The organism is Streptomyces sp. CG4 (assembly GCF_041080655.1).
Lineage (GTDB): Bacteria > Actinomycetota > Actinomycetes > Streptomycetales > Streptomycetaceae > Streptomyces.
This window is the reverse complement of sequence record NZ_CP163525.1, coordinates 7,721,384-7,737,181: the sequence shown is the minus strand read 5'-3', so window position 1 is coordinate 7,737,181 and position 15,798 is coordinate 7,721,384. Positions and strand designations below refer to the sequence as shown.

At 70.0% G+C, this 15,798-nt stretch carries 15 protein-coding genes; 2 read left to right on the top strand and 13 right to left on the bottom strand.

Annotated features, from left to right (window positions below; translation table 11 throughout):
* Window positions 1–9: 9 nt before the first annotated feature.
* Window positions 10–720 (bottom strand): MBL fold metallo-hydrolase, encoded by a 711-nt coding sequence (locus AB5L52_RS35405; RefSeq protein ID WP_351028461.1) that lies wholly within the window; start codon window positions 718–720, stop codon window positions 10–12.
* Window positions 721–889: 169 nt separating this feature from the next.
* Here AB5L52_RS35405 and AB5L52_RS35400 point away from each other — a divergent pair, with 169 nt between their 5' ends.
* Window positions 890–1,717, top strand: a complete 828-nt coding sequence (locus AB5L52_RS35400) for a peptidylprolyl isomerase (RefSeq protein WP_351567012.1) — start codon at window positions 890–892, stop codon at window positions 1,715–1,717.
* Between the two features lie 153 nt (window positions 1,718–1,870).
* Window positions 1,871–3,100 (top strand): DUF349 domain-containing protein, encoded by a 1,230-nt coding sequence (locus AB5L52_RS35395; RefSeq protein ID WP_351028465.1) that lies wholly within the window; start codon window positions 1,871–1,873, stop codon window positions 3,098–3,100.
* Between the two features lie 60 nt (window positions 3,101–3,160).
* Here AB5L52_RS35395 and relA read toward each other — a convergent pair whose 3' ends face one another.
* The 12 genes from relA to AB5L52_RS35335 all read right to left on the bottom strand — a co-directional run bounded on the left by relA (window position 3,161) and on the right by AB5L52_RS35335 (window position 15,612).
* Window positions 3,161–5,692, bottom strand: a complete 2,532-nt coding sequence (gene relA / locus AB5L52_RS35390) for a GTP pyrophosphokinase (protein WP_351567015.1) — start codon at window positions 5,690–5,692, stop codon at window positions 3,161–3,163.
* Between the two features lie 260 nt (window positions 5,693–5,952).
* The gene (locus AB5L52_RS35385) at window positions 5,953–6,492 is read right to left on the bottom strand and encodes an adenine phosphoribosyltransferase (RefSeq protein ID WP_351567018.1); all 540 of its coding nucleotides are present in this window, start codon (window positions 6,490–6,492) and stop codon (window positions 5,953–5,955) included.
* Window positions 6,489–7,592, bottom strand: a complete 1,104-nt coding sequence (secF, locus tag AB5L52_RS35380) for a protein translocase subunit SecF (RefSeq protein WP_351021685.1) — start codon at window positions 7,590–7,592, stop codon at window positions 6,489–6,491. The genes AB5L52_RS35385 and secF overlap by 4 nt, the downstream gene beginning before the upstream one ends.
* Before the next feature lie 3 nt (window positions 7,593–7,595).
* Entirely contained in the window at window positions 7,596–9,383 is a 1,788-nt protein-coding gene (gene secD, locus AB5L52_RS35375) for a protein translocase subunit SecD (protein ID WP_351021687.1), read from the bottom strand.
* Window positions 9,384–9,525: 142 nt separating this feature from the next.
* Window positions 9,526–10,029 carry a preprotein translocase subunit YajC gene (yajC, locus tag AB5L52_RS35370; protein WP_351021688.1) on the bottom strand — a complete coding sequence of 168 codons (504 nt, stop codon included), beginning with the start codon at window positions 10,027–10,029 and terminating at the stop codon, window positions 9,526–9,528.
* Between the two features lie 198 nt (window positions 10,030–10,227).
* A complete protein-coding gene (gene ruvB, locus AB5L52_RS35365) occupies window positions 10,228–11,298 on the bottom strand; it encodes a Holliday junction branch migration DNA helicase RuvB (protein WP_369367646.1) in 1,071 nt (356 codons plus the stop codon).
* A gap of 39 nt (window positions 11,299–11,337) precedes the next feature.
* Window positions 11,338–11,946, bottom strand: a complete 609-nt coding sequence (gene ruvA / locus AB5L52_RS35360) for a Holliday junction branch migration protein RuvA (RefSeq protein WP_369367645.1) — start codon at window positions 11,944–11,946, stop codon at window positions 11,338–11,340.
* Window positions 11,943–12,482, bottom strand: coding sequence for a crossover junction endodeoxyribonuclease RuvC (gene ruvC, locus AB5L52_RS35355; RefSeq protein ID WP_351567221.1), 540 nt, complete (start codon window positions 12,480–12,482; stop codon window positions 11,943–11,945). Before ruvC ends, ruvA begins: the two co-directional genes overlap by 4 nt.
* 145 nt (window positions 12,483–12,627) lie before the next feature.
* Window positions 12,628–13,380, bottom strand: a complete 753-nt coding sequence (locus tag AB5L52_RS35350; RefSeq protein ID WP_351021694.1) for a YebC/PmpR family DNA-binding transcriptional regulator — start codon at window positions 13,378–13,380, stop codon at window positions 12,628–12,630.
* Window positions 13,381–13,430: 50 nt separating this feature from the next.
* The gene (pdxT, locus tag AB5L52_RS35345; RefSeq protein ID WP_369367644.1) at window positions 13,431–14,036 is read right to left on the bottom strand and encodes a pyridoxal 5'-phosphate synthase glutaminase subunit PdxT; all 606 of its coding nucleotides are present in this window, start codon (window positions 14,034–14,036) and stop codon (window positions 13,431–13,433) included.
* A 13-nt stretch (window positions 14,037–14,049) separates the two neighbouring features.
* Entirely contained in the window at window positions 14,050–14,955 is a 906-nt protein-coding gene (gene pdxS, locus AB5L52_RS35340) for a pyridoxal 5'-phosphate synthase lyase subunit PdxS (protein WP_351021698.1), read from the bottom strand.
* Between the two features lie 114 nt (window positions 14,956–15,069).
* Complete coding sequence (locus AB5L52_RS35335) at window positions 15,070–15,612, bottom strand: hypothetical protein (RefSeq protein ID WP_351021700.1); 543 nt, start codon at window positions 15,610–15,612, stop codon at window positions 15,070–15,072.
* Between the last annotated feature and the right edge of the window lie 186 nt (window positions 15,613–15,798).

Sequence of the window (15,798 nt, the reverse complement as noted above, 5' to 3'; positions counted from 1 at the left end):
GATCTCTCGTCACATTCCTCGTCGGGGAGCGTCGACATGCGCTCCCGGGCCGGCGGCCACCTGCCGCAGGTACGGGTTGGTGGCACGCTCCTGACCGATGGTCGTGTACTCGTTGTGACCCGGGAGCACCACGGTGGAGTCGTCGAGCGGCAGGACCACACGGGCCAGCGATTCGAGCATGTCCTCCATGGAGCCACCGGGGAAGTCGGTGCGTCCGATGGAGCCGGCGAACAGCAGGTCGCCCGAGAACAGGATCGGCGGGATGTCCGCAGCCTCGGGCAGACCGAAGGTCACCGACCCCTTGGTATGGCCCGGCGCATGCGCGACGGAGAGCTCCAGACCGGCGAGCTCCAGCCGCACCCCGTCCGTCAGCTCCTTCACGTCGTCCGGCTCCCCCACGGTCAGCTCGCCCATCAGCGGCATGCCGATGGAGCGGCCGAGCGCCTTCTCGGGGTCGCTCATCATGAAGCGGTCCTCGGGGTGGATCCAGGCCGGCACGTCGTGTGCGCCGCAGACCGGGACGACCGAGGCCACATGGTCGATGTGGCCGTGGGTGAGGACGACGGCGACGGGCTTGAGCCGATGCTTCTTCAGTGCTTCCTCGACGCCGTCGGCGGCCTGGTGGCCGGGGTCGATGATCACGCACTCCTCACCGGCGGCGGGGGCGACGAGATAACAGTTCGTCCCCCAGGCCCCGGCGGGGAACCCGGCAATGAGCACGATCGTCCTTCGTTGTGTCGATTACTGACGGCTTCAGCTGCAGTCAGAGACTACCGGCGCTGCCGTTTCCTCAGCGAACCCATATACGGTACGGGGCTACACGCAGCGGTCGGCTCACGAGGACGCACGCGTACCGGTCGACACACGACACGCATGAGGAGAGAACCCGGTGGTCAGCCAGGAGCAGCGGCGGCGTCAGCTCGCCCGGGAGAAGTTCTTGCGGCAGCAGCAGCGGCGCACCCAGGCGCGCCGCAAGGCCCGCGTACGCAACTCCGTGATCGCGTCGGTACTGGGCGTGATCGTGATCGGCAGCGTCGCGCTGTACACGACCGGAGTGCTGAAGGGCGACGGCAAGAAGACCAACACCGCCGCGGACGTCACGCCCAGCGCCACGCCGAGCAAGGCTCCGGACCCGTGCGCGAAGCCGGCGGCCGGCTCGGCGCAGAAGCTGAGCTGGAAGACGGAGCCGGCGACGACGATCGACACGTCGGCCAAGTACACGATGAAGCTGGCCACGACGTGCGGTGACATCGACATCGACCTGAAGACGGCGGCGGCCCCGCACACGGTGAACTCGTTCGACTTCCTGGCCGGCAAGGGCTTCTTCGACCACACCAAGTGCCACCGGCTGACCACGAGCGGCATCTATGTGCTGCAGTGCGGCGACCCGCAGGGCACCGGCATGGGCGGTCCCGGTTACACGCTCCCGGACGAGAACCTGAAGGACAAGAGCCTGAAGGGCAACACGTACCCGGCGGGCACGGTGGCGATGGCCAACACCGGTCAGAAGCACACCGGCGGCAGCCAGTTCTTCCTGGTCTACAAGGACAGCCCGTTGCCGCCCCAGTACACCCCGTTCGGCACGGTCTCGGACGCGGGCATGAAGGTGCTGCAGAAGATCGCCGCCGCCGGTGCCCAGGCGGCCGACCCGTCGACGGGCAACACCGCTCCGAACGCGACCGTGGTGATCAACAAGGCGACGGTGACGAAGTCCTGACGCCGCCCTCAAACCCAAGACGGCCAACTGCGGAATTTCGGTCGCGCTGGATGCGGACAGGCAACCCGCTGGTCGCCTATGTTGGCCGTGACGAAACTGTGGACGATGCCCGGGGCGCCGAAGCCCCCGCAGGCATCATGTGGAGGAGGCGCTGTGAGCAGCGACCCGTGGGGCCGCGTCGACGAGACGGGGACCGTGTACGTGCGTACGGCCGACGGCGAGCAGGTCGTCGGATCCTGGGCGGCCGGCTCCCCTGAGGAGGCGCTGGCCTACTTCGAGCGCAAGTACGAGGGCCTGGTTGTCGAGATCGGCCTCCTCGAGAAGCGAGTACAGACCACCGACCTGTCGGCGAAGGACGCCATGGCCGCGATCGACCACCTGCGTGAGCAGGTGGACGCGCACCACGCGGTCGGCGATCTGGACGCGCTCCGCGGGCGGCTGGACAAGCTCGTGGCGACGGTCGAGGCGCGTCGCGAGGAGCGCAAGCAGCAGCGGGCCAAGCAGTCCGACGAGGCCCGCAAGGCCAAGGAGGACCTGGTCGTCGAGGCGGAGCAGCTGGCCCAGTCCGACCAGTGGCGGGCCGCCGGTGAGCGGCTGCGGTCGCTGGTGGACACCTGGAAGGGGCTGCCGCGACTGGACCGCAAGTCCGACGACGAGCTGTGGCACCGGTTCTCGCACGCCCGGTCGGCGTTCTCCAAGCGGCGCAAGGCGCACTTCGCGCAGCTGGACGCGCAGCGCGAGGAGGCCCGCCGGACCAAGGAGCGGCTGGTCGCCGAGGCCGAGGCGCTGTCCGACTCGACGGACTGGGGTACGACGGCGGCCCGTTACCGCGAGCTGATGACGCAGTGGAAGGCCGCGGGCCGCGCCCAGCGCGAGCACGAGGACGACCTGTGGAACCGCTTCCGCGGTGCCCAGGACGTGTTCTTCGCCGCCCGCAGCTCGGTGTTCGCCGAGCGGGACGCGGAGCAGTCGGAGAACCTGAAGCTGAAGGAGGAACTGGCCGAGGAAGCCGAGAAGATCCTCCCGGTCACGGATCTCAAGGCAGCCCGAGCCGCCTTCCGCTCGATCAACGAGCGCTGGGAGGCCATCGGCCACGTCCCGCGGGACGCGCGTCCGAAGGTCGAGGGCCGGATGCACACGGTCGAGCGGGCGATCCAGGAGGCCGAGGAGGCCGAGTGGCGCCGGACGAACCCGGAGGCACGCGCGCGTGCCGAGGGTCTGACCGGTCAGCTGCAGGCCGCCGTGGACAAGCTGCGGGGTCAGATCGACCAGGCCCGCGCCCAGGGCAACACCTCCAAGGCCGAGAAGCTGGAGCGCGAGCTGGAGGGCCGCCAGGCGCTCCTGGACCAGGCTCTGAAGGGCCTGCAGGAGTTCGGCGGCTAGGTTCCCTCACCGGCACAGGAAAGGGCCCCGTACGCGCGTACGGGGCCCTTTCCTGTGCCGTCAGGAGCGACTCCGCCCGGAGGTCACGCGGTAGACGTCGTACACGCCCTCCACGCCCCGCACGGCCTTCAGGACGTGGCCGAGGTGCTTCGGGTCGCCCATCTCGAAGGTGAACCGGGAGGTGGCCACGCGGTCCCGGGAGGTCTGGACGGCCGCGGAGAGGATGTTGACGTGCTGGTCGGACAGCACACGCGTGACGTCCGAGAGCAGCCGGGAACGGTCCAGGGCCTCGACCTGGATGGCGACCAGGAAGACCGAGGACTGGGTGGGCGCCCACTCGACGTCGAGGATGCGCTCGGGCTCGCGGGACAGCGAGTCGACGTTGACGCAGTCGCTGCGGTGAACCGATACGCCGCTGCCGCGCGTGACGAAGCCGATGATCGGGTCGCCGGGCACGGGCGTACAACAGCGGGCCAGCTTGACCCACACGTCGTCGACACCCTTGACCACGACACCCGGGTCAGCGCTGGAGCGGCGCTTGCGGCCGCGGCTGCGCGACGGCGGAACCGCCTCGTCGATCTCCTCGGTGGCCGCCTCCTCGCCGCCGAGGGCCTGCACGAGCTTCTGCACGATGTTCTGCGCGGAGACATGGCCCTCGCCGATCGCCGCGTACAGCGCGGAGATGTCCGAGTAGCGCATCTCGTGCGCGAGCGTGACGAGGGAGTCGCCGGTGAGGATGCGCTGGATCGGCAGGTTCTGCTTGCGCATCGCCCGGACGATCGCGTCCTTGCCCTGCTCGATCGCCTCGTCCCGGCGCTCCTTGGAGAACCAGGCCCGGATCTTGTTGCGCGCCCGCGGTGACTTGACGAAGCCGAGCCAGTCGCGGGAGGGTCCGGCGCCGGGTGCCTTGGAGGTGAAGACCTCCACCAAGTCGCCGTTGTCCAGGGTGGATTCGAGCGGTACGAGCCTGCCGTTGACCCGCGCCCCTATCGTGCGATGGCCGACCTCGGTGTGGACGGCGTACGCGAAGTCGACCGGTGTGGCTCCCGCGGGCAGGGCGATGACATCGCCCTTGGGGGTGAAGACGAAGACCTCGTTGCGGGACAGGTCGAAGCGCAGGGACTCCAGGAACTCGCCCGGGTCCTCGGTCTCCTTCTGCCAGTCCAGCAGCTGCCGCAGCCACGCCATGTCGTTGATGGCGTCCTTGTCCTTGCCGGCCTTGGGCACGTCGGTACGCACCTTGGAGGCGCCGGCGACGGCCTCCTGCTTGTACTTCCAGTGCGCGGCGATGCCGTACTCGGCGCGGCGGTGCATGTCGAAGGTGCGGATCTGCAGCTCGACCGGCTTGCCGTTGGGCCCGATGACCGTCGTGTGCAGCGACTGGTACATGTTGAACTTGGGCATCGCGATGTAGTCCTTGAACCGGCCGGGGACCGGGTTCCATCGCGCGTGCACGGTGCCGAGGGCGGCGTAACAGTCGCGGACCGTGTCGACAAGGACACGAATCCCCACCAGGTCGTAGATCTCGGCGAAGTCGCGACCCCGCACGATCATCTTCTGGTAGACGCTGTAGTAGTGCTTCGGGCGGCCGGTGACGGTCGCCTTGATGCGGGCGGCGCGCAGATCGGCCTGGACCTCGTCGGTCACTATGGCCAGGTATTCGTCACGCTTCGGCGCCCGCTCGGCCACCAACCGTACGATCTCGTCGTACATCTTGGGGTAGAGGATCGCGAACGCGAGGTCCTCCAGCTCCCACTTGATGGTGTTCATGCCGAGGCGGTGGGCGAGCGGCGCGTAGATCTCCAGCGTCTCGCGCGCCTTCTTCTCCTGCTTCTCGCGCTTCAGGTAACGCATGGTGCGCATGTTGTGCAGGCGGTCGGCGAGCTTGATGACCAGGACCCGCGGGTCCTTGGCCATGGCGACGACCATCTTGCGCACGGTCTCGGCCTGCGCGGCCTCGCCGAACTTGACCTTGTCCAGCTTGGTGACGCCGTCGACGAGCAGGGCGACCGTGTCGCCGAAGTCGCGGCGCAGCTGGTCGAGGCCGTACTCGGTGTCCTCGACGGTGTCGTGCAGCAGCCCCGCCATCAGCGTGGCCGGATCCATGCCCAGCTCGGCGAGGATGGTGGTGACGGCGAGCGGATGCGTGATGTACGGGTCGCCGCTCTTGCGCTTCTGGCCGCGGTGCCAGCGCTCGGCGACCTGGTAGGCGCGCTCGATCTGGCGGAGCGTGGCGTTCTCGATCTTGGGGTCGTTGCTGCGGACTATGCGCAGCAGGGGCTCCAGAACCGGGTTGTAGGGGTTCGCGCGCTGCACACCGAGCCGGGCCAGGCGGGCGCGGACGCGGTTGGAGGAGCCGGTGCGGGCCTGGCCGGCGGGCTGGCGCACCACGGGCGGCTGCACCGGGCGCTCGGCCGGGGGCGGCTTGGGACGTGAAGCCTCGGCAGACTTTTCGACGGGCGCGGACTGGGCGTGCTCGATCGGCCCGCGGGTGTCGTTCTTCGCGTTGGACGCGTGCGGCGCGGGCTTGGCCGCGGGCGCCGAGGCGGGCTCGGGCTTGGCGGCGGTCAGTGGCTGGGCCTCGTCTGGCAAGAGGGCTCCTCGTGCGCGATCCGGGTCCCCCGGTCAGGCTCCGGAGACCCCATGGTAGCGATCCTGCGGCTGGTCATCGCCTTCAGGCCGAAGTGAGGACCGTTCACTGCTGAAACACGGGAGGCGTCCGCCGGATTCCGGGAGGTGGATTCCGGGTGCTTCGGGGGCGTGCGGGGGGTGGCTGGGAAGTGGACGGCGCGGGCGGGAAACACGAAGCGGCCTACGGCGAAGAAGCCGAGGCCGCTCGTGCAGCAATCCGCTCAGACCTGGAGCAACGCCTCCAGCGGCGCTCCGCCCAGGGCAGGCTCCAGCCGGGCCCGGCCTCCCAGGAAGCCGAGCTCCATCAGCACCGCGAGGCCGGAGACATCCGCACCGGCCCGCTGGATCAGCTGGATCGCGGCCTCGGCCGTACCCCCCGTGGCGAGGACGTCGTCCACGATCAGCACGCGGTCCCCGGCGGCCAGATCCTCCGCGTGCACCTCGATCTCGGCCGAGCCGTACTCCAGCTCGTACGCCTGTCGCAGCGTCGCTCCGGGCAGCTTGCCCGCCTTGCGGACCGGGATGAAGCCGAGGCCCGCGCGGACGGCGACCGGGGCGCCGAGGATGAAGCCCCGGGCCTCCAGACCGACGACCTTGGTCGCGCCGGTGTTCGTGGCGATCTCGGCCAGTGCGTCGGTGAGCGCCGTGAACGCGGCCGGGTCCGCCAGCAGCGGCGTGATGTCCTTGAACATCACGCCCGGCTCGGGGTAGTCGGCGACGTCGCGGATGCGGCTGAGCAGCAGCTCCTTGATGTCGGTCATCGGCGCTTCCCGGAGGGTCGGCCACGGCCGCGGTTGCGGGACGCGGGCTGGTTGCGCGGGCCCACGACGGCGGGGGCGGCGTCGGCGGGCTCGGCGTCGGCCCGGTCCGCGGCGAGGTCCTCCTCGGCGGCGGCCTGGGCGCGCTTGGCCATGACCCGCTTGGTGAGGGCCTTCATCGCCGGCTCGCGCTCCTTGAGGTCGGCGACGAGCGGGGTGGCGATGAAGATCGAGGAGTAGGCACCGGCCGCGAGACCGACGAACAGCGACAGCGAGATGTCGTTCAGCGTGCCGGCGCCGAGGAAGCCGCCGCCGATGAACAGCAGGCCGGCGACCGGCAGCAGGGCAACCACGGTGGTGTTGATCGAGCGGACCAGCGTGCCGTTGATCGACTGGTTGGCGATGTCGCTGTAGGTGAGGCGGGTCTGCTTGGTGATGTCCTTCGTCTGCTCCTTGAGGCTGTCGAAGACGACGACCGTGTCGTAGAGCGAGTAACCGAGGATCGTCAGCAGACCGATGACCGTGCCGGGCGTGACCTCGAAGCCGACCAGGGCGTAGATACCGGTCGTGATGGTGATGTCGTGGATCAGCGCGACCAGGGCCGCGACGGCCATGCGCCACTCGAAGGCGATGGCCAGATAGATCACGACGAGCACCATGAAGATGCCTAGGCCCTCCCAAGCCTTGTTGGCGATCTGCTCGCCCCAGCTCGGGCCGACCAGGTCGGCGGCGAGCTTCTCGGGGTTGAGGCTGAGGTCCTTGGCCAGTTCCTGCTTGATCTTGTCGGACTGGCCGGTGTCGATGCCGGCGATCTGGATGCGCAGGCTGCCGTTGCCGAGCTTCTGCACGATCGCCTCGTGGCCGGAGGCGTCCTTGGCGTACGTCTCCGCCTGGGCCACCGAGGTGCTCATCCCGGTCGGCGTGGTGAAGACCGCGCCGCCCTTGAACTCGATGCCCATGTTCAGGCCGCGCACCGCCAGGCCGACGATGGCCGTGATGGTGATCAGGATGGAGATGCCGTACCAGATCTTGCGCTTGCCGACGAAGTCGTACGAGATCTCGCCGCGGTGCAGTCGAGCGCCGAGGTTGCCGAGTTTCGACATGGCTCAGGCCTCCTTCGGGTCGACAGAGCCGGCGACAGGACCGGCGGGACGGCGGGTGCGGCGCAGCGGCGGCTTGGCACCCAGGCTCTGCGGGTCGAGGCCGGACCACTTGTGGCCGTCCGCGAAGAACTTGCGGCGGGCGAGCAGCGTCATCAGCGGCTTGGTGAAGAAGAAGACGACGACGACGTCGAGCACGGTGGTCAGGCCGAGGGTGAACGCGAAGCCCTGGACCTTGCCGACGGTCACGATGAACAGGACGGCGGCGGCGAGGAACGACACGAAGTCGGAGACCAGGATGGTGCGCCGGGCGCGCGGCCAGGCCCGCTCGACGGCGGGGCGCAGCGAGCGGCCCTCGCGGATCTCGTCCCGGATGCGTTCGAAGTACACGATGAACGAGTCCGCGGTGATACCGATGGCGACGATGGCACCGCAGACGGCCGGCAGGTTCAGCGCGAAGTGGATGGTCGGGCCGAGCAGCGACATGATCACATAGGTGAGGATCGCCGAGACCAGCAGCGAAGCCATGGCGACAAGCGACAGGCCGCGGTAGTAGACCACCAGATAGAGCACGACCAGTGCGAGGCCGATCGCGCCGGCGAGCAGACCGGCGTGCAGCTGCTCACCGCCGAGCGCGGCGGTGACGGTGGTGACGGACTGCTCCTGGAAGGAGAGCGGCAGAGCGCCGTACGACAGCATGTTGGCGAGGCTCTGGGCGTCCTGCTGGGTGAAGCTGCCGGAGATCTCCGCCTGGCCGCCGGTGATGGCCTGGCTCACGTACGGGCTGGAGACGACCTCGCCGTCGAGGACGATGCCGAATTCGTTCTGCGGGGCCTGGTTCTTCGCCAGCTGCCCGGTGACGTCCGCGAACTTCTTGGAGCCGCTGGAGGTGAAGTTCATCACGACCTGCCAGCCGGAGGCACCCTGGGTGTCGAACCGGGCGGCGGCGTTCTTCACCTCGGTGCCGTCCACGGCGGCCGGGCCGAGCACGTACTTGTACCAGACCTTCCGGATCTTGCCGCAGGCCACCGTGGGTTCGCCGGGCTTGGCGGCGCCGCCGACCTTGGCCAGCTGGTCGGGCTTGGTGCAGTCCAGGGCGGCGTACTGGGCCTGGAGCTTGGCGGCGGCCGAGCCGGCGCCGCTCGCGGAGGCCGAGGGGGTGGCCGACGGCTTGCCGCTGCCGGAGGAGGAGCTGGGCGAGGGGGTGGAGCCGGCCTTCAGCGCGTCGCTGACGGCGCGGCCCTGGGAGGTCGCCGAGGCCTTGGGGGACGCGGTGGAGGACGAGGAGGCCTTCTCCTTGGAGGAGGCGCTGTGGGAGGGGCTCGCGCTCGGCTTCGGCGTGGAGCTGCCGCCGGAGGAGGCGCTCGGCGACGGGCTCTGGGCAGGCGTGCTGTTGGGCTCGCTGGCCAGGACCGGGCGGAAGTACAGCTTGGCGGTGGTGCCGACCTGCGCTTGCGCTTCCTTGGAGTTGGTGCCCTTGGGGATGTTGACGATGATGTTGTCGTTCCCCTGGGTCTGCACCTCCGCCTCGGAGACGCCGAGGCCGTTGACACGGCGGTTCATGATGTCGACCGCGGTGTCCATGTTGGCCTTGTTGATCGCGGACCCCTGGTCGGCCTTCGCCTTGAGCGTGATGCTCGTACCACCGGCGAGGTCGATGCCGAGACGCGGAGTGGTGTTCCCGGACAGGAACATGCCTCCGGTGAGCGCCACGATGGCGATCAGGATGAGGGCCAGCGAGCGCCCCGGCTTGCTCTGGGCGCTCGCACTCCGGCCCCTCTTAGGTGCTGCCACCTTCTCGTACTCCCTCTCGGGCCGCTCCGCGTTGGTCGGCGCGGGTCGGCCATGACATGGTGTCGGGCTGTTCCGTACGGGAAACAGACGCCCCGTGGTGCGCGGGGCGGATTATGCCGCGCAGCGCACCACCGGGGCGTGACTACTTCGCGTCGGAGTCGCCGTCGGTCTTCTTCGGCTCGTCGTCCGCCTTGGCCTCGGCGGCCTCGGCCGCGCCGGCGCCGTCCTCGCCGGCATCCTTCTTACCGAGGTCGACGGCCTTGTCGTCGGAGGCGGCGGCAGCGGGCGAGTCGGACTCGTCGGTCTCGGTGAGGGAGGAGGCGTCGTCCGGGACGATGTCGGCGTCGGACTTCAGGTCGTGCTCGATGCCGTGGACGATGCGGTTGTACTCGTCGTCGGTGAGAACGGCGCCGATCGCGTTCTTGGCGAAGAGGAGCTCGACACCGGGGCCGGCGTCGAGGAGGACCGTGTCCTCGCCCACCTCCTTGACCGTCGCGTACATACCCCCGATCGTGCGGACACCGGAGCCGGGCTGCATCTCGTTCCGCATCTGGTTGGCCTGCTGCTGCTTCTTCTTGGCCGAGCGTGTCATCAGGAACATGGCCGCGATGAGCACGATGAACGGGAGAAGGGTATAGGCATTCACGGGACGGAATTTCCTTCGCGCGACCGCGCGGGTGAGCGGCCTGTTGATGGGGGCTGGTCGGCGCCGCCCGCAAAGGCGGCATCGGCGGAGTCTAAGCGAGTCCGCGCGCATGGAACAACGCTCAGCATGGCACCTGGGTTCCTGCCCGGGCCAATGCCTCGCCCGTCACGGAGAGATCACGACGGCATCACGGCGCCGTCAGGTCCCGAACAGATCCTGTTGTCCGATTCCCCCGGTCGCCGGGCGGGGCGGGGTCAGACCGAGGTGCGCCCAGGCGGCGGGCGTGGCGACCCGGCCGCGCGGGGTACGGGCGAGCAGGCCCTCACGGACGAGGAACGGTTCGGCGACCTCCTCGACGGTCTCCCGCTCCTCCCCCACCGCGACGGCGAGCGTCGAGAGGCCGACCGGGCCGCCGCCGAACAGTTTCAGCAGGGCCTCCAGGACGGCGCGGTCGAGGCGGTCGAGCCCGCGCGCGTCGACCTCGTAGACGGCGAGGGCGGCCGCGGCGATCTCGCGGGTGATCAGGCCGTCCGCCTTGACCTGCGCATAGTCGCGGACGCGGCGCAACAGCCGGTTGGCGATGCGGGGCGTGCCACGGGAGCGGCCGGCGATCTCGGCGGCGCCGTCCGACTCGATCTCGACGTCGAGCAGGTGAGCCGAGCGGTGTACGACGCGCTCCAGCTCGTGCGGCTCGTAGAACTCCATGTGCGCGGTGAAGCCGAAGCGGTCGCGCAACGGGGGCGGCAGCAGGCCCGCGCGCGTGGTCGCGCCGACCAGGGTGAACGGCGGCAGTTCGAGCGGGATGGCGGTGGCGCCGGGGCCCTTGCCGACGATGACGTCGACGCGGAAGTCCTCCATCGCCATGTACAGCATCTCCTCGGCGGGCCGGGACATGCGGTGGATCTCGTCGAGGAAGAGGACCTCGCCCTCCTGCAGGGAGGAGAGGATCGCGGCGAGGTCGCCCGCGTGCTGGATGGCCGGGCCGGAGGTGATGCGGATGGGCGCGCCCATCTCGGCCGCGATGATCATCGACAACGTGGTCTTGCCGAGGCCGGGCGCGCCGGAGAGCAGCACATGGTCGGCGGTGGCGCCCCGCGCGCGTGCGGCCCGCAGGACGAGGTCGAGCTGTTCGCGGACCTTCTCCTGGCCGATGAACTCGCCGAGGTCCTTGGGGCGCAGGGCGGCCTCGACGGCCTGGTCCTCCCCGTCGGCGGACGCACCGACGAGCCGCTCGGCGGCGGGGGTGTCGGTGGTGTCGTCCCAGTTCATGTGGTGTGCCTCGATCGTCGTGGGGTCAGCGTCGTGGGGTCAGCGGGCGCGGTTCAGGGTCTGCAGGGCGGCCTTCAGCAGCTGACCCACCTGGGGCGTGCCGGCGGCGGCCTCGGCCTGCGGGGCCACGGCGGTGACGGCCTCATCGGCCTCGCGGGTGGCGTAGCCGAGGCCGATCAGGGCCGCGTGCAGCTGGTCGCGCCAGCCCTGGGTGACCGGCGTGCCGATCGCGGGCGCCGTCCCGACGGGTTCGCCGAGCCGGTCCTTCAGCTCCAGGAGCAGCTTCTGCGCACCCTTCTTGCCGATGCCGGGGACGGCGGTGAGCGCCTTCTCGTCGCCGGTGGTGACGGCGCGGCGCAGCGCGTCCGGGCTGTGCACGGCGAGCATGGCCTGGGCCAGGCGCGGGCCGACGCCGCTCGCGGTCTGGAGCAGCTCGAAGACCTGGCGCTCGTCGTCGTCGCCGAAGCCGTACAGGGTCAGTGAGTCCTCGCGGACGACGAGCGAGGTGTGCAGCTTGGCGGGCTGGCCGATACGGAGCGTGGACAGCGTGTTCGGCGTGCACTGGACGGCCATGCCGACGCCGCCGACCTCGACGACCGCGGCGTCGGGGGCGAGCGCGGCGACCGTGCCGCTGACGAAGGCGATCATGCCGTACGGCCTTTCGTTGCGTGGACTGTGTGGCGGGCGACCGCCTGCTGGAGCCGGTTCTGCGCGGGGGCGCGCCAGATGTGGCAGATGGCGAGCGCGAGGGCGTCGGCGGCATCGGCCGGCCTGGGCGGCGCGGAGAGCCGCAGCAGCCGGGTGACCATGGCGCCGACCTGCGCCTTTTCGGCGCGACCGCTGCCGGTGACGGCCGCCTTGACCTCGCTCGGGGTGTGCAGGGCGACGGGGATGCCGCGCCGGGCGGCACACAGCATGGCCACGGCGCTGGCCTGGGCGGTGCCCATCACCGTGCGTACGTTGTGCTGGCTGAAGACGCGCTCGACGGCGACGAACTCGGGCCGGTGCTCGTCCAGCCACTGCTCTATGCCCTGCTCGACGGCGAGGAGGCGGTGGCTGAGGTCGGCGTCCGCGGGGGTGCGGACGACACCGACGCCGAGCATGGTGAGCGGACGGCCCGCGACCCCCTCGACGACGCCGACACCGCACCGGGTCAGCCCCGGGTCCACCCCCAGTACGCGCACCACGCCCCCCTCTCCTCGCCGACTCGATCAGCTGTTTGTGCAGGCTATCGGTTGCCACTGACAACGGCGTGCACCGCCGCCCGGACGGCGACGGGCCGACGGGATGTCCCGTCGGCCCGTGAGACCTGCGCAGCTCGCGGCGGCGTTACGCGTCGACCTTCTCCATGATCTCGTCGCTCACGTCGAAGTTGGCGAAGACGTTCTGCACGTCGTCGCTGTCCTCCAGCGCGTCGATGAGCTTGAAGATCTTCCGGGCGCCGTCCTCGTCCAGCTCGACCTGGACGGACGGCACGAAGCTGGACTCGGCGGAGTCGTAGTCGATGCCGGCCTCCTGGAGGGCGGTACGGACCGCGACCAAGTCAGTGGCCTCACTGATGACCTCGAAGGTCTCGCCGAGGTCGTTGACCTCCTCGGCGCCCGCGTCCAGCACGGCGCCGAGGACGTCGTCCTCGGACAGCTCGCCCTTGGGGACGATGACGACGCCCTTGCGGCTGAACATGTACGACACCGAGCCGGGGTCGGCCATGTTGCCGCCGTTGCGGGTCATGGCGACGCGCACGTCGGAGGCGGCGCGGTTGCGGTTGTCGGTGAGGCACTCGATGAGCACCGCGACACCGTTGGGGCCGTAGCCCTCGTACATGATCGTCTCGTAGTCGGCGCCGCCGGCCTCGAGACCGCCACCGCGCTTGATCGCGGAGTCGATGTTCTTGTTCGGCACCGACTGCTTCTTGGCCTTCTGAACGGCGTCGTAAAGCGTCGGGTTGCCGTCGAGGTCGACGCCGCCCATGCGCGCCGCGACCTCGATGTTCTTGATCAGCTTCGCGAAGAGCTTGCCGCGCTTGGCATCGATCACGGCCTTCTTGTGCTTCGTCGTGGCCCATTTAGAGTGGCCGGACATCTGCCTGTCTCCTTCGCGTAACCAATCTCTGTAACGGAACGCCAGAGATCCTACAAGGACTCAGACGCCCGTTTGGCGCGCACCATGTCCACGAACAGGGAGTGCACGCGGTGGTCGCCGGTCAGTTCCGGGTGGAACGACGTGGCGAGCGCGTTGCCCTGACGGACCGCGACGATGTGGCCCTCGTGCTCGGCGAGCACCTCGGCCCCGGCGCCCACGGACTCCACCCACGGGGCGCGGATGAAGACGCCCTCTACAGGATCGCCCGCGACTCCCTTGACGTCGACCGCCGCTTCGAACGACTCGTTCTGCCGCCCGAAGGCGTTGCGGCGCACGATCATGTCGATGCCGCCGATCGTCTCCTGGCCCGAGCGCGGGTCGAGGATCTTGTCGGCGAGCATGATCATGCCGGCGCAGGTGCCGTAGACGGGCATACCGCCGTGCACGCGCGCGCGAAGGGGCTCCATCACGCCGAACAGGATGGCCAGCTTGGAGATGGTGGTGGACTCGCCGCCGGGCAGGACGAGGCCGTCGACCTCGGCGAGTTCTTCGGGGCGCCGCACCGGCCTGGCCACGGCGTCCGCCGCGGCCAGGGCGATGAGGTGCTCCCGTACGTCGCCCTGGAGGGCCAGGACGCCTATGACGGGGGTGTTCATGTGTGTCGGTGCCTTACCAGCCGCGGTTGGCGTAGCGCTCGGTCTCGGGGAGGGTGTCGCAGTTGATGCCGACCATGGCCTCGCCGAGGTTGCGGGACGCGTCCGCGATGATCTTCGGGTCGTCGTAGAAGGTGGTGGCCTTCACGATGGCGGCGGCGCGCTTGGCCGGGTCGCCGGACTTGAAGATGCCGGAGCCGACGAACACGCCCTCGGCGCCGAGCTGGCGCATCAGGGCCGCGTCGGCCGGGGTGGCCACGCCACCGGCGGAGAACAGCACGACCGGGAGCTTGCCCAGCTCGGCGACCTCCTTGACCAGCTCGTACGGGGCGCGCAGCTCCTTGGCGGCGGCGTACAGCTCGTGGTTGTCGAAGCCGCGCAGCTTGGCGATCTCGTTCTTGATCTGGCGCAGGTGGCGGACGGCCTCGACGACGTTGCCGGTGCCGGCCTCGCCCTTGGAGCGGATCATCGCGGCGCCCTCGGCGATGCGGCGCAGGGCCTCACCCAGGTTGGTGGCACCGCACACGAACGGGGTGGTGAAGGCCCACTTGTCGGAGTGGTTGACCTCGTCGGCCGGGGTGAGGACCTCGGACTCGTCGATGTAGTCGACGCCGAGGGACTGCAGCACCTGGGCCTCGACGAAGTGGCCGATACGGGACTTGGCCATGACCGGGATGGAGACGGCCTCGATGATGCCCTCGATCATGTCCGGGTCGGACATGCGGGCCACGCCGCCGTCCTTGCGGATGTCGGCGGGGACCCGCTCCAGGGCCATGACGGCGACGGCGCCCGCGTCCTCGGCGATCTTCGCCTGCTCCGGCGTGACGACGTCCATGATCACGCCGCCCTTGAGCTGCTCGGCCATACCGCGCTTCACGCGGGCGGTGCCGGTCTCGGGAGCCTGGTTCTCGGTGGTGGACACGGGTGACCTCACTGACGGGAAAGAGGATTTCTGCATCGACGAGGAAACGCGAGTGGACCAGGCCACAGCAAGGGCCAATGGCAAGCCGGTGGATCCTTTTCGTCCACCTGGGGTTCAGGCGGCCCGTTCCACCAGGGCTGCGGGGGGCTCGTCGTCCATCTCGAAGGCCAGCGGGAACGGGGCGTGGCCGGCGAGCCGGAACCAGCGGACCTTGCGGTGTTCGCGCAGCCTGCGGGCGGCGCCCACGGCGTCGTTGTGGAAGCGGCGGGCCATCGGGACCCGGCGGACGGCCTCGGCGAGCTCACGGGCCGCCGCCTCGCCGCCCGGGGCCTCCCGTACGGCCTCCACCTGGGCCGAGTCCTCGAACACCGCACGCAGCGCCTGGCTCAGCTCGCTCTCGGCGACCTCCCGCTGTTCCTCCTCGGCCTGCCGGGCCGCGTGCGCGGCCTCGTACAGCACGATCGAGGCGGCCGGGTCCAGTACGCCCGAGGTCGCGAGTTCCTGTGCGACGGAGGCCCGGCGCAGCAGCTGCGCGTCGAGCGCGGCCCGCGCGGCATCCATGCGCACGTGCAGCCGGTCCAGCCGCCCGGCCGTCCAGCTCAGGTACACGCCGATGGCGACGAGTGCGACGAGGATCCAGATGAGTGTTGCGGTCACGGCCGAAGGCTATCGGCACACTCGGGCAGTACTCGCAGCCCGTCGTTCCCGTGGCCGGGCTCGAAACCCTGCGGCCCGACGGACCCGGCTCGAAGCCCGCCGGCCCCGCAAGGCCCGTCAGTCCCTGGGGCCGAGCCCCTGAAGCCGACCTCAGAGCCCGCCGCTCCCGCTCCCTGAGCCGAGCCC

Bases quoted from the DNA above. Each gene is read 5' to 3' on its own strand.
- AB5L52_RS35350 (WP_351021694.1), bottom strand. From the start codon at position 13,380: ATGTCCGGCCACTCTAAATGGGCCACGACGAAGCACAAGAAGGCCGTG.
- AB5L52_RS35385 (WP_351567018.1), bottom strand. From the start codon at position 6,492: ATGACCGACATCAAGGAGCTGCTGCTCAGCCGCATCCGCGACGTCGCC.
- ruvB (WP_369367646.1), bottom strand. From the start codon at position 11,298: ATGAACTGGGACGACACCACCGACACCCCCGCCGCCGAGCGGCTCGTC.
- pdxT (WP_369367644.1), bottom strand. From the start codon at position 14,036: ATGAACACCCCCGTCATAGGCGTCCTGGCCCTCCAGGGCGACGTACGG.
- ruvA (WP_369367645.1), bottom strand. From the start codon at position 11,946: ATGATCGCCTTCGTCAGCGGCACGGTCGCCGCGCTCGCCCCCGACGCC.
- secF (WP_351021685.1), bottom strand. From the start codon at position 7,592: ATGTCGAAACTCGGCAACCTCGGCGCTCGACTGCACCGCGGCGAGATC.